10 protein-coding genes are annotated in these 14,225 nt (G+C 63.0%); 7 read left to right on the top strand and 3 right to left on the bottom strand.

Annotated elements, in window-relative coordinates; translation table 11 throughout:
* Positions 1-85 precede the first annotated feature (85 nt).
* The 5 genes from M1D87_RS10700 (at position 86) to M1D87_RS10680 (ending at position 6,560) form a co-directional block, all read left to right on the top strand.
* A complete protein-coding gene (locus tag M1D87_RS10700) occupies positions 86-3,304 on the top strand; it encodes a T6SS effector BTH_I2691 family protein (RefSeq protein ID WP_123085671.1) in 3,219 nt (1,072 codons plus the stop codon).
* Entirely contained in the window at positions 3,301-4,092 is a 792-nt protein-coding gene (locus M1D87_RS10695) for a DUF6708 domain-containing protein (protein WP_230491496.1), read from the top strand. Before M1D87_RS10700 ends, M1D87_RS10695 begins: the two co-directional genes overlap by 4 nt.
* Before the next feature lie 164 nt (positions 4,093-4,256).
* Positions 4,257-5,057 carry a DUF6708 domain-containing protein gene (locus tag M1D87_RS10690; RefSeq protein ID WP_232881821.1) on the top strand — a complete coding sequence of 267 codons (801 nt, stop codon included), beginning with the start codon at positions 4,257-4,259 and terminating at the stop codon, positions 5,055-5,057.
* Between the two features lie 122 nt (positions 5,058-5,179).
* Positions 5,180-5,815 carry a DUF1326 domain-containing protein gene (locus M1D87_RS10685; protein ID WP_123085669.1) on the top strand — a complete coding sequence of 212 codons (636 nt, stop codon included), beginning with the start codon at positions 5,180-5,182 and terminating at the stop codon, positions 5,813-5,815.
* Positions 5,796-6,560, top strand: a complete 765-nt coding sequence (locus tag M1D87_RS10680) for a DUF2182 domain-containing protein (protein WP_039614816.1) — start codon at positions 5,796-5,798, stop codon at positions 6,558-6,560. Before M1D87_RS10685 ends, M1D87_RS10680 begins: the two co-directional genes overlap by 20 nt.
* Before the next feature lie 58 nt (positions 6,561-6,618).
* Here M1D87_RS10680 and M1D87_RS10675 read toward each other — a convergent pair whose 3' ends face one another.
* From M1D87_RS10675 to M1D87_RS10665, 3 genes are all read right to left on the bottom strand, one after another.
* A complete protein-coding gene (locus M1D87_RS10675; protein WP_123085668.1) occupies positions 6,619-8,193 on the bottom strand; it encodes an aldehyde dehydrogenase (NADP(+)) in 1,575 nt (524 codons plus the stop codon).
* Between the two features lie 209 nt (positions 8,194-8,402).
* On the bottom strand, positions 8,403-9,392 hold the full coding sequence (gene araD1 / locus M1D87_RS10670) for an AraD1 family protein (RefSeq protein WP_123085667.1): 990 nt from the start codon (positions 9,390-9,392) through the stop codon (positions 8,403-8,405).
* Positions 9,393-9,420: 28 nt separating this feature from the next.
* Entirely contained in the window at positions 9,421-10,728 is a 1,308-nt protein-coding gene (locus M1D87_RS10665) for an MFS transporter (RefSeq protein WP_013972014.1), read from the bottom strand.
* Between the two features lie 184 nt (positions 10,729-10,912).
* Between M1D87_RS10665 and M1D87_RS10660 the strand changes: the two genes are divergently transcribed.
* Both M1D87_RS10660 and M1D87_RS10655 read left to right on the top strand, forming a co-directional pair.
* Complete coding sequence (locus tag M1D87_RS10660; RefSeq protein WP_123085666.1) at positions 10,913-12,646, top strand: IlvD/Edd family dehydratase; 1,734 nt, start codon at positions 10,913-10,915, stop codon at positions 12,644-12,646.
* 841 nt (positions 12,647-13,487) lie between these two features.
* The gene (locus M1D87_RS10655) at positions 13,488-14,210 is read left to right on the top strand and encodes a FadR/GntR family transcriptional regulator (protein WP_024086746.1); all 723 of its coding nucleotides are present in this window, start codon (positions 13,488-13,490) and stop codon (positions 14,208-14,210) included.
* Positions 14,211-14,225: the final 15 nt, after the last annotated feature.

The following is a 14,225-nucleotide window of genomic DNA, read 5'->3' as shown; positions in this document are numbered from 1 at the left end:
TTGGGAAGCCCAAAGCCTCTCTGGAAAGCGATTCCCCGTTAGTGTTCAGGGGTCGACAAGGACCTGTCCAACACGAGGATCGCTCATGACCATCAGCCAACGTATTGCCCTCGCGATCGCCGAAGCCGGGCTGCCGCACGACCAGTGCATGTTCTGCGAGCGCCAGGGCCTGCCGATCCTGCCGCTGCGCCGCGCCCTGGTGCCCGATACCCGCCCCGAGTGTGTCTCCACCGTGGCGGATGACCGGCATATCTCGACAAAGATCGGCTTGCGCACCTTGCGCAGGGGCTTCCTGTATGTGCTGCTCGACCAGCAGGTCTGGCATGCCTATGCCGTCAGCGAGCAAGGTCATCTGCGCCGCTTCAACCCCTACGAGCCGCCAGATGGCCCGCCTTCGCCGCTGCCCGAAAAATGCGTGAACGCAGATCACGATATTCCTTCGGCCTTTCTCAACCTCGATACCGACAGGTACACCAGCGCCTGGCTGGCCTTCTCCAGTGACGCCTGGCCGGTGAGCGTGCTGAACGCCTACAAGAGCGGCGCGTCGCCTGCGCATCGCTTCGAGGGCCTGGACCTGATTCAGGCCCGCAACAATCCCGAACTGCTGGGCATCGCCATGACGCCCGATAAGCTTGGGGTCGACCAGCAGGTGTTCGAGTATGCCCAGCATGGCTGTGCCCCCTTCGACAGTGCGCATGGCTTCCACAGCCGCTGGTTGCGCCGGTTCGCCCTGCGAGGGTATCTGGTCAATGCGATCAACCGGCACAAGCTGGAAAACGGCGTGCTGGCAGTGGTGCTCGACGACACTGTCGGGCTGATTCAGGAGTACAACCATCAGCGCCTGAACTGGGTAGTGAAGCGTCAGGCCTGGCGTGAAGACCCGATGCGCGCCTATCAGCTGCAGACCTCGCAGATCCTGCAGATCATTCGCGCCACGCACAGGGAATGGGCGGCGCAGAAGGTGCCGTCGCTGGAACCGATGACGGGTGATGGGCCGCCGGTGTTCACCGACCCGGCAGTCGAGCGGCAGCTGTTGGTCGAGCGTGCGCAGCAGGAGAGTGACGAGCGGCTTGAAGAGCGCTACCACGAACCGCAGCGGGCCGCGTTCCAGGCTGAATATGAGCAGCAGGAACGTGAGTTTCAGCGTTACATCGACAAGGACGCGCAGGCGTACGTTGCCTTGTTCGATACGCCCATGTTCAAGGTGGCCGAGGCATACGACTACGACGGTAATGATCGTGAGTCCGGGGTGGCCTACTCCAAGACCATGGCCCTGTGCCTGGGCGGCGGCGTTACGGAAGCTGTCGTCCCCCGCCTTGAACCGCATGTTCCCGCTTCCGGCACCAGCGAACTGCTCTGGCTGAAATGGCTGCAGGACCCTGACAGCCCGCCCTACCGCGCCTTGCTGATGCGCGACCAGGCACTGCTGGCCGGGCTGCTGCCCAGTTTCTCCGCCACAGAAGCGATCAACTGGAACGACAGCGACAAGCTTTACGGCATGCTGAGCAAGATCATCGCCAGCGATGACGCCGGCTTACGCACGCGCAATACCCTCAAACAGGCCATTGCGGAAACGCAGGGTGCGCTCAATGCGGCCAGTCAGCGGCTGGCGCCATGTCTGTCGCCAGGTATTCAGAAGGCTGTGCGGCATTTGAACAGTGCCACGCAGTTTCTCTACAACGGCGTCCACCTGATCGAACTGGAAGTGAAGATGAAGCTGGGTGAGTACTACGCCTTGCAGAGTGCCCACCTCCGGGAGTTGCAGCACAAGGCCAACGCGTCGATCGCCGAGGCGCGGGACCGGATGCGCCGCAATATCGATGACTTCGAGTTTGGCTCGATGAAGGCCATGCGCAAGGTGCGGCCGATCATCCAGCACGGCTTGATGAGCCTGGCCGTGCTCGACCCGCGGTTCACCAATACGATGATCAGCGTGACGGTGTGGGTCGAGGGCAAGGCTGAAGAGGTGCATGGGCGATTGTTCCAGGAAGCCAACATTGGCGTAACCCAGGCGAGCAGCGCGGCACAGCTTGCCTTGGTGGATATCTCGGTGGCAGCGGGGACGTTGGAAACCGATGCGCGCAAGTTGTTTCAAGGGATGCAGATCACATCGCAGCAGGCTGCCAGGTTAGTACGGACCGGGTTCTCCGGTTTACGTGGTGTGGCAGGTAGTTGGGAGTTATTGCTGGCGATAGGCGGGTTGTATTTACAGCAGGACAGCCTGGGCAGGAATCAGGAAAAGGCGGAAACGGAGATTGGGCCCAAGGCGTTTGAGGCCAGGTTGGCGTTGCAAGGATCCCAGTTGGGCCTATTGGGAGGGCAAGTCGAACTGGTTGGGCTCATTTTGAGATCAAGTGCTAGTCCACTGAATTTGCCACGAGCAAAGGGTGTAGCAGCCACAGGGGAGGCCTTGATAAGGCTTGGTGCTTTGGTGAGTGCGGTTGCAGGGGTCTTTGATGCGGCCCAGGCAATTAATGCGACCAGACGAACCGCCTCTGCGGGTGATGAAACAGCGAGGAACCAACATCTTTTGTCATCCCTCTTGTATGGCTCTGGCGCTGTAGCGTTTAGTCTTGCGGTACTCCAACCCTTGGTTGTCGGTCCGCTGGGGCTGGCGATTGCCTTCACGCTTGCTGCTTATCAACTAAGCAAACTGGCTCAGGAAAATGAATCAACTGATTTGGAACGCTGGGTAAGGCGGTGCTGCTTTGGAAAAGCAGACGAAATACCGATCATCCATTGGAATGTACCAGAACATGCGGATATCGCGTTTGCCGAACTCAATGCCGCCACACTAGGCACTAAGGCAAAGTTGAATTTTGAATCGCTCTTGGCAACTGATCCAGGTCTTCCGAAAATCGGCGGCTTGATTAGCGCCGAAATAATTAGAAAGCTAAGATTCTTGATCACACTGCCTATGTACGATGAGCGATCCTCGGGATATCGCTGGAAATTGATTGTACATCGTCACGGTGACGGCAATCACCCTGATTACGTTGGCGGGGAAACTATTGCTTCGGGCAATTTTTTTGCGAACACTGAAGAGCCTCTATCACCGTCCTCTTCATTTTCGAGCTTTACATCACCGCGAATACCCGACCACGACCGCAATTATTCAATCAGCGAGAAGCGAAAACCTTACCCTACCGGACTCTGTCAGTTAGAGATTTCTGGCTCGATATCGCTCATGGCGACTATAGGAAAGCACACGATCCTGGCAGCTACGCTGTTGGTGATGTACTGGCCGGATCGGAGCTTGCCAAGTGGGTACATTGAGATTTGTGTCAGGGAGGTTAACGAGTGAAGCGTGATGGTAAAGTTTTGTGGGAGCGTGCTTTGGGCTGGAGTTATGACCTGCCGAAGGTGGGCGAAGTGCCAAAATGGCGAATTGGGTGGGCGAGCGTAAAACCGGCCCCTAACTATTTCGATGATGTGTTTCTAGAGTTGCCACGGAGCAGTAGCATCCTTCGAGGCTTGACATTCCTAATCGGTGCTGCAGGTTTGCTCCTTCTTCTTGGAATAACTCTTTACATGTACTGGAGTTTTTTGCGTGACGATTGGCTGATGAGCTTGTCAGTGGCAATTATCACCCCAGCACTATCATGGTCTTTGATTCCTTACATTAAACTTGATCTGGTTGCTCCTAGAGACGAACCTATCCGCTTCAATCGACTTCGCCAAAAGATATATATTTATGAGTTTCGATATGACCGCATATTCATCTTCAGTCGCAAACGCTGGGGCGTCAAACCGGTCGCCTACAACTGGGACGACGTAACCGCCGAAGTCTACCGAGTCTACGCCCCCGGCCACGGCGGCCTGATCGAGAACGTCATGCTGTCGGTACGCAACCCAGAAACCAACGAAGTCATCGACCGCGTGTTCTTCACTCACGACCTCTACCACGGCGAAGCCTACTGGGCCATCGCCCGGCTATTCATGCAGCAAGGCCCCGAAGCCCTGCCGAAGTTCGTGCACCCACCCCGTGACTGGAACGACGACGATGGCCTGAGCCACATGCATTGCCTGGCACCCAAGGTTCATTGGCCGGAGGACATTGACCGTGAGTCCCGTACTGCCCCATCTGAATGAGAGGGCCGATGCCCCCGGGCCTAGAAGTTATAGGCTGCCGTAGGTTGCGGCAGCCTCACTGTTCCCGCAAGGCCCCTGCACAGCCAGGCCCTACGGCAAGCTGCTACACGCTCTGCCTAGATGCCAAGTGGGTACTTTGAGATTTGTGTCAGGGAGATTAACGAGTGAAGCGTGATGGTAAAATTTTGTGGGAGCGTGCTTTAGGCTGGAGCCATGACCTTCCCAAGGTGGATGAAGTGCCAAAATGGCGGAGCGTATGGACGAGTGTCAAGCCGGCACCCAATTATTTCGATCATGTATATCTCGAGTTACCACGGAGCAGCACCATCCTTCGAGGTGTTATATTTTTGATTGGGGTTCCGGGTTTGCTATTTGTTTTAGGAATGACGCTTTACTTATACTGGATCCTTTTGCATGGCAGTTGGCCGCGCGACTGGATTACAAACATATCAATAGCTCTTCTTCCGGTAGCATTATGGGCTTTGACTGCCTACGTCAGGCTTGATCTGGTTGCCCCTAGAGACGAGCCAATTCGCTTCAATCGACTACGCCAAAAAATATATATTTATGAGTTTCGATATGACCGCATCTTCATCTTCAGCCGCAAACGCTGGGGCGCCAAACCGGTCGCCTACAACTGGGAGGACGTAACCGCCGAAGTCTACCGAGTCTACGCCCCCGGCCACGGTGGCCTGATCGAAAACGTCATGCTGTCGATCCGCAACCCGGAAACCAACGAAGTCATCGACCGTGTGTTCTTCACCTATGACCTCTACAAAGGCGAAGCCTACTGGGCCATCGCCCGGCTATTCATGCAGCAAGGCCCCAAAGCCCTGCCGAAGTTCGTGCACCCACCCCGTGACTGGAACGATGACGATGGCCTGAGCCACATGCATTGCCTGGCACCAAAGGTTCATTGGCCGGAGGACATTGACCGTGAATCTCGCACTGCCCCATCTGACTGAGAAGGCCGATGCTTTGAAGCAGTGGTTTTATACGGCCCGTGTCAGATGCCGAATCTATCTAAATATGGCGGCATGATCCGGAACTAAACTAACAAGTGGCACTTGTTTGCGAGGATAGGATCATGGCCTATGTCGATTGGCGATTGCGCGGCGCAGGGGTCGACCTTTGCAACTGCGATTATGGCTGCCCCTGCCAGTTCAATGCCTTGCCCACCCATGGCACTTGCGAAGCGGCAGTGGGCTATCACATCAAGGAGGGGTACTTCGACGAGGTGTCGCTGGCCGGCTTGAATGTGGCCTGCACCTTCGCCTGGCCTGGGCCCATCCACGAAGGCGGTGGGCAATGCCAGGCCTTTATCGATGAACGCGCCAGTGATGCCCAGCGCCAGGCATTGCTGACCATTCTCAGCGGCCAGGAGCAGGAACCCACGGCCTTCTTCGCCATTTTTGCCAGCACGGTGCAGACCATGCACGCACCGCAGTTCGTGCCGGTTGAGGTGCACACCGACCGCGCCGCACTGACCGCCAGCATCCACGTGCCCGGGGTGCTGGATGGCCGGGCCGAGCCGATCCGCAACCCCGTGGACGGATCGGTGCACCGGGCCAGGCTGGTGCTGCCAGAGGGCTTCGAGTTCGGCGAGACGGACTGCGCCAGCGCCACCTTCAACTGCTCCGGGTCGGTGAAGCTGGACTATGCCGGGCGCAACGCCATGCTCTACGACCTGGATATGGGGCCAAATGGCATCATCCGCGGCTAGTCGCTGGCCAGCCCCGGGCGCGCTGCTGACCGGCGCGCTGGTGCTGATGATCAGCGCGCTGGGTTGGTGGTGGCACGTCGAGCAGGCAACGACCATGGCGGCGATGGGCGAGATGCAGATGCCACCCACCGCCTGGTGGTCGCGCCAGGGCGCGCTGACCCTGCTGATGTGGTTGGCGATGATGCAGGCGATGATGCTGCCGGCCGCCCTGCCGGTGTTCCTGCTTTACCGGCGCTGCCTGCTGCGCGACAGCGCCGGCCCATTCAAGCTGCTGCTGTTCTGCGCGGCCTATGCGCTGCTCTGGTGTGGCTTCGCCTTGCTGATGACCCTGCTGCAGGCCCTTGGCGAATGGCTTGGCTGGCTCGATCCCATGACCCTGCGCCTGCCACCGCTCATGGGTGCGCTACTGCTTCTGCTGGCCGGTGGCTACCAGATGAGCCAGGGCAAGGCCGCTTGCCTGGAGCATTGCCAGAGCCCGCTGTTCTTTCTTCAGCATCATGTACGCCCGGGCCTTGGCGGCGCCTGGAGGCTGGGGTTGCAGCATGGCCTGTACTGCATCGGTTGCTGCTGGGCGCTGATGCTGGTGCTGCTGGTGGTTGGCGCCATGAGCCTGTGGGGCATGGCCGCGCTGGCGATGCTGGTTCTGGCGGAGAAAGTGTTGCGGTTGGGCGCGGCCTGGCGCCGCTACAGTGGCGCCCTGCTTATCGCTGGTGGACTGCTGCTGGCGCTCTGGCCGCATATCTGACAACCCGCCCGGGCCTGCCCGGGCGGGGTGCAGCGGTACCCAGCCGAAACCCTTGGCGTCAGGCCAGCGCCTCGCGGCTGTGCTGGCCGTCGACCAGGCGTTGCAGGCCCAGCGGGTTGGCATTTTTCAGGGCGTCGGGCAGCAGCGCATCCGGGTAGTCCTGGTAGCACACCGGGCGCAGGAAGCGGTCGATGGCCAAGGTGCCGACCGAGGTCCCACGGGCATCGGACGTGGCCGGATATGGCCCGCCATGCACCATGGCATCGCACACTTCGACACCGGTCGGGTAACCATTGACCAGCAGGCGCCCGGCCTTGCGCTGCAGCAGCGGCACCAGCGCGGCGAAGCGCTGCAGGTCTTGTGGCTCGGCAATCAGCGTTGCAGTCAGCTGCCCGTGCAAAGCTTGCAGCGCGCGGCGCAGTTCGGCTTCGTCGGCCACCGCCACGGCCACCGTGGCCGGCCCGAACACCTCCTCCTGAAGCAACGCATCACCGTCAAGCAGCAGGCTTACATCCGCCTGGAACAGCTGCGCCTGCGCCTGGTCGCCAGCCTGGTCGGCGCCGGCCAGATGACGCACGCCCGGGTGCTGGTGCAGGCGTTGCACGCCCTGGGCATAGCTGCGCAATGTACCGGCATTGAGCATGGTCTGCCCGGGCTGGTCGGCCAGCTGCGCACCAAGGGCCGCCAGGAAGTTGCTGAACGCTTCGCCGGCAATACCGATGACCAGCCCGGGGTTGGTGCAGAACTGCCCGCAGCCCAGCACCACCGAACCGGCCAGCTCCCTGGCCACCTGCTCGCCCCTGGCCTGCAAGGCCTCAGGCAAGACCAGCACCGGGTTGATGCTGCTCATTTCGGCGAACACCGGAATCGGCTGCGGGCGCGCTGCAGCCAGCTCGCACAGCGCACGGCCGCCCTTGAGCGAACCGGTGAAGCCCACGGCCTGGATCGCCGGGTGGCGCACCAGCGCTTCGCCGACACCGGCACCGTAGATCATGTTGAACACGCCCGCGGGCATGCCGGTGGCCACCACTGCCCGCTCGATGGCCTCGGCCACCCGTTCGGCAGTAGCCATGTGGCCGCTGTGCGCCTTCACCACCACCGGGCAACCGGCGGCCAGCGCTGCGGCGGTATCCCCCCCTGCGGTGGAGAAGGCCAGCGGGAAGTTGCTGGCGCCGAACACGGCTACCGGGCCGACGCCGGTACGGTACTGGCGCAGGTCGGGGCGCGGCAGCGGCTGACGCTGGGGTTGGGCACGGTCGATGCGAGCCCCCAGGTAGTCGCCACGACGAAGCACCGAGGCGAACAGGCGCATCTGGTTGCTGGTGCGCGCGCGTTCGCCCTGGATGCGCCCGGCCGGCAGTGCGGTTTCGCGGCACACGGTGGCGACAAAGGTGTCGTCCAGCGCATCCAGCTGGTCGGCAATGGCATCGAGGAACTGCGCACGGCGCTGCGGCGCCAGGGCGTTGTATTCGGCGAAGGCCGCTTCGGCAGCCTGCGCGGCGGCGTCCACTTCCTCCGGGGTGGCTTGGGCAAAGGCCTGCGGGAGGGCTTCGCCGGTGCGCGCGTCGAGGCTTTGCAGGCGCACGCTGCCGGCAGCGCTGCGCTGGCCGCCAATGAAGTTGCTTCCGGTCATGGTTGGCTCCTGTAATGAGGAAAGAAGATTCAAAGGTTCATGTCAGCCATGGAGTGCACATGCCCCGCCATGTCAGCAGGGCCCCTGTGGGAGCGGCTTCAGCCGCGAACACCGGCGTAGCCGGTGCCATGCACCGCGCCGGGCCCTTCGCGGCTAAAGCCGCTCCCACAGGTACGCGGGCGAACCCGACACACTGCTCGCCTGACGGCTCAAAGGCTTTTCACCACCCCGGGGCGAACCTGCCCGGGCGCGGCGGAAATGCCATTGCGCAGCGGCTGGCCGAACGCGTCGAGGCTGACTTCGAAGGTGTCGCCCGGGCGCGCCTGGATGCCGTCGGCGAACGACAGCGTGGCGGTGCCGAAGTAATGCACGTGGATATCGCCGGGGCGCAGGAACTGGGTGTACTTGAAGTGGTGGAATTCAAGGTTCTCGAAGCTGTGGCACATGTTCTGCTCGCCCGACAGGAACGGCTTGCGCCACAGCTCCTGGCCGCCGCGCAGGATGCGGCTGGTGCCTTCCAGGTGGGCCGGCAGCGCACCCAGGCGCAGCTCTGGGCCGAAGCTGCAGGCGCGCAGCTTGGAATGGGCCAGGTACAGGTAGTTGCGCCGCTCCATCACATGGTCGGAAAACTCGTTGCCCAACGCATAGCCAAGGCGGTAAGGCGTGCCGTCGGCACCGATCAGGTACAGCCCGACCAGCTCTGGCTCCTCGCCGGCATCCTCGGCGAACGCCGGCAGCGGCAGGTCGGCGCCAGGGCGCACGACGATGCCACCGTCGCCCTTGTAGAACCACTCCGGCTGCGCGCCCTCCTCGCCTGCCGGCGGCCGACCGCCATCAAGGCCCCACTGGAACATGCGCATGCTGTCGGTCACCGCGCCTTCGGCCTGCTGCTGATGCATCTTGTCGCGGGTTGCGGCGCTGCCCAGGTGGGTCAGCCCGGTGCCGGTGACCAGGCAGTGCGCCGGGTCCGGGTGGTCCAGTGGTGGCAACACGCGGCCTTCGGCCAGCAGTGCCAGGTAGTCGTGGCGCTCGCCCAGGCCGGCAGCCTGCACTTCAGCGGCCAGGTCACGGCCGGCGGCAATGGCTTGCAGGGCCAGCTCGCGGGTGCTGCCTACGCCCTGCACCAGCAGGGCGTAATCGCCTTCCACCACGCCCACGCAGCGCTCGCCGGTGGCGGTTTCAAATTGGATCAATCGCATGTTTGTGCTCGCTTCTCGGTTGCGAAAATTAGCGGGAGGCTTCGGCTGCCCGCGAGGAAGCCAGGCGCTGGCGGCGCTCCAGGCGGTTGTAGACAACCCCGGTGAGCAACAGCCCGAACAGCATCACCACGGCCAGGAAATACAGCCCCGACGAAAGTTGCCCGGTGTGTTCCTTGAGCGCGCCGATACCGAACGGGCCCAGGTAGCCGCCGAGGTTGCCGATCGAGTTGATCAAGGCGATGCCGGCTGCGGCGCTGGCCCCGGAGAAGAACCGGCCCGGCAAGGTCCAGAAAATGGCGGTGCAGGAGAACAACGCGAATGCCACCAGGCACAGCGCCGCCAGCTGCATGACCGGCACGCTAAGCCAGGCACTGAAGAACAGGCCGATCGCACCCAGGGCATACAGCAGGCCCAGGTGGCCATAGCGGTCATTCAGGCGGTCGGAGCTGCGCGGCACGATCAGCAGGCCGATGATGCCGAACAGGTAAGGCACGGCCGAAACGAAACCGGTGACCAGGTCACTGCCGCCAAACTGGTGGATCAGCGTGGGCAGCCAAAGGCCCAGGCCGTAAATGCTCAGGGTCACCGGCAGGTAGAACAGCGCCAGCAACAGCACCCGGCTGTCCTTCAGGGCATGCAACGGATTGCCATGGCGGGTCTGGCCGAACTCGCGCAGGTCATTGGCCAGCTGTTCTTGCAGCCAGCTGCGCTGTTCGTCGCTGAGCCAGCGCACCTTGGCCGGGCTGTCTGGCAGCAGGCGCAGGGTCGGCCAGGCCAGCAGCACCGCGGGGGTACCGATGCAGATGAACAGCCATTGCCAGCCATGCAGGCCGTAGATGCCATCGAGCCCCAGCAGCGCGCCCGAGAGCGGCCCGGTGATCAGCATCGCCAGCGGCTGGGAGAGAATGAAGAAGCCGAGGATCTTGCCGCGATGGCGCACCGGGTACCACTGGGTGATGTAGTACAGCACGCCCGGAAAGAAGCCCGCCTCGGCCGCCCCCAGCAGAAAGCGCATCACGTAGAAACCGTTGGGCCCGGTAACGAACGCCATGCCGACGGTGATCGCGCCCCAGGTGACCAAGATGCGGGCGAACCAGCGGCGCGCGCCAAAGCGGTCGAGCAACAGGTTGCTCGGCACCTCGAACAGGAAGTAACCAATGAAGAAGAGCCCGGCACCAAGGCCGTAGGCCGCGTCACCCAGGCCGATGTCGGCGCCCATGTGCAGCTTGGCGAAGCCCACCGCGGAACGGTCGACATAGGCCACCAGGTAAAGCAGTACCAGAAAAGGGATGAGTTTCAGTGTGATCAGGCGGACGAGCCGCTGCTCCTGAATCATGGCGATGTCTCCAATTGTTCTTGTAATGGGTACAGCACCTGGCCGGGGACTTTTTGGCAGACCTCTGACCTGGGTGAATGATCTTATAGTATTACTAATTGAGCCAACAAGCCTTCACAGAGACCATTTTTATCAGTATAGTCGATCACACAACGACAAATAGTAATACTAATTAGGTGTTCCCATGTCTGATAGCAAACGCCCACTGCGCTCCGCCCAATGGTTCGGCACCGCCGACAAGAACGGTTTCATGTACCGCAGCTGGATGAAGAACCAGGGTATTCCGGACCACGAATTCCAGGGCAAGCCGATCATCGGCATCTGCAACACCTGGTCGGAGCTGACCCCGTGCAACGCGCACTTCCGCAAGATTGCCGAACACGTCAAAAAGGGCGTGCTGGAGGCTGGCGGCTTCCCGGTAGAGTTCCCGGTGTTCTCCAGCGGCGAGTCCAACTTGCGCCCCACCGCCATGCTCACCCGCAACCTGGCGAGCATGGATGTGGAGGAAGCGATCCGCGGCAACCCGGTGGACGCCGTGGTGCTGCTGACCGGCTGCGACAAGACCACCCCGGCGCTGCTGATGGGCGCGGCGAGCTGTGACGTGCCGGCGATCGTGGTTACCGGCGGGCCGATGCTGAACGGCAAGCACAAAGGCAAGGACATTGGCGCCGGCACCATCGTCTGGCAGATGCACGAGGCCTACAAGGCCGGCCAGATCGACCTCAACGAGTTCCTCTCGGCCGAGGCCGGCATGTCGCGCTCGGCGGGTACCTGCAACACCATGGGCACCGCCTCGACCATGGCCTGCATGGCCGAAGCGCTGGGCACCTCGCTGCCGCACAACGCCGCCATCCCGGCGGTGGATGCACGCCGTTACGTGCTGGCCCACCTGTCGGGCATGCGCATTGTCGACATGGTGCGCGAAGACCTGCGCCTGTCGAAAATCCTCACCCGCGAAGCCTTCGAGAACGCCATCCGCGTCAACGCCGCCATCGGTGGCTCGACCAACGCGGTGATTCACCTGAAGGCCATTGCCGGGCGCATCGGCGTGGACCTGCAGCTGGAAGACTGGACCCGCATCGGCCGCGGTACGCCAACCCTGGTCGACCTGCAGCCTTCGGGCCGTTTCCTGATGGAAGAGTTCTACTACGCCGGCGGCCTGCCTGCGGTCATCCGCCGCCTGGGCGAACACGGCCTGCTGCCCAACCCTGCCGCGCTGACGGCCAACGGCAAGAGCCTGTGGGACAACTGCCAGGCCGCACCGCTGTACGACGAAGAGGTGATCCGCCCGATCGACAAGCCGCTGGTGACCGACGGCGGCATCTGCATCCTGCGCGGCAACCTGGCGCCCAAGGGCGCCGTGCTCAAGCCCTCGGCCGCCACCCCGGCGCTGATGCAGCATCGTGGCCGCGCCGTGGTGTTCGAGAACTTCGACGACTACAAGGCACGCATCAACGACCCCGAGCTGGATGTGGATGCCAGTTCCGTGCTGGTGATGAAGCACTGCGGGCCCAAGGGCTACCCGGGCATGGCCGAGGTTGGCAACATGGGCCTGCCGGCCAAGTTGCTGGCCCAGGGCGTGACCGACATGGTGCGTATTTCCGATGCCCGCATGAGCGGCACCGCCTACGGCACCGTGGTGCTGCACGTGGCGCCGGAAGCGGCAGCTGGCGGGCCGTTGGCTGCAGTGCGCGAAGGCGACTGGATCGAGCTGGATTGCAAGGAAGGCCGGCTGCACCTGGACATTACCGACGAGGAACTGGCCGGCCGCCTGGCCGACCTGCAAGCCCCGCCGCAGTTGATCAGCGGTGGTTACGCCAGGCTGTACCTGGACCACGTCATGCAGGCCGATGAAGGTTGCGACTTCGACTTCCTGGTCGGATGCCGAGGGGCGGCGGTGCCCAAGCACTCGCACTAAGGCCTGAAGCCTGTCGGTTAGCATCATCGGGGCTGCTGCGCAGCCCATCGCCGGCGCAGCCGGTGCCATTCCTCCGCGTCGCCTGCTTCGCGGGCGCGCCCGCTCCCGAAGGTCCGGCGCAGGCTTTGGGCTCGCGCTGTACCTGTAGGAGCGGCTTCAGCCGCGAACACCGGCGTAGCCGGTGCCATCCACCGCGTCGCCTGCTTCGCGGGTGAACCCGCTCCCACAGGGACGGCGCAGGCTTCAGGCTCACGCGGTACCTGTGGGAGCGGCCGTGGCCGTGAACACCGGCGCAGCCGGTGCCATCCACCGCGTCGCCTGCTTCGCGGGTGAACCCGCTCCCACAGGGACGGCGCAGGCTTCAGGCTCACGCGGTACCTGTGGGAGCGGCCGTGGCCGCGAACACCGGCGTAGCCGGTGCCATCCACCGCGTCGCCTGCTTCGCGGGTGAACCCGTTCCCACAGGGACGGCGCAGGCTTCAGGCTCACGCTGTACCTGTAGGAGCGGCTTCAGCCGCGAACACCGGCGCAGCCGGTGCCATCCACCGCGTCGCCTGCTTCGCAGGTGAACCCGCTCCCACAGGGACGGCGCAGGCTTCAGGCTCACGCTGTACCTGTAGGAGCGGCTTCAGCCGCGAACACCGGCGCAGCCGGTGCCATCCACCGCGTCACCTGCTTCGCGGGTGAACCCGCTCCCACAGGGACGGCGCAGGCTTCAGGCTCACGCGGTACCTGTGGGAGCGGCTTTAGCCACGAACACCGGCGCAGCCGGTGCCATGCACCGCGTCGACGCGCTAATGCTATGATGCTGCCCCCGCCAGAAGGATCCGCCCCGCCCCACATGAACTACCGCCAACCCACCACGCGCAAGAGCATGCACGCCACCCTGGTCCAGGACCTTGGCGTACAGATCGTATCCGGCCAACTCGCACCCGGGCAGAAGCTGCCTTCCGAGGCCAGCCTGTGCGAAGCCTACGCGATCAGCCGGCCGGTGTTCCGCGAGGCGATGCGCGCCCTTACCGCCAAGGGCCTGATCGAGGCCCGCCCGCGGGTGGGCACCCTGGTTCGGCCGCGCCATGACTGGCACATGCTCGACCCGGACGTGCTGCACTGGCTGATGCAGGCCACACCGCAACAGGAATTCTTCAACATGCTAAGCAGCGTACGCTGGGTCATCGAACCCGCCGCCGCCGCACTGGCCGCCACCAACGCCAGCGCCGACGACGTCGATTCGATCGCCGAGGCCTACCAGCGCATGGAAGCCGCCCGCAACCATGAAGAGCGCCTGCAACCGGACCTGGACTTCCACGCCCGCATCGCCGACGCCACCCACAACGACCTGCTGGCCTACCTGTGCAACATGCTGTCGATGGCGCTGCGCGAGTCGGTGCGCTACTCCAACCAGCGGGCGAATTTCGACGAACTCGCCCTGCCCCGGCACAAGGCGATTCTGACCGCTATCCAGAACGGTGACGCGCTGGGCGCGCGGCATGCTTCACTGGTACAGCTTGAAGATGCCCGCGTGGCCCTTGCCAAGGTACTGGGGCAAGACCCAACGAGCTGAGGTATCGACCGGGCC

The organism is Pseudomonas sp. SA233, from assembly GCF_054792385.1.
This window is presented reverse-complemented; position numbering and strand designations above follow the sequence as displayed.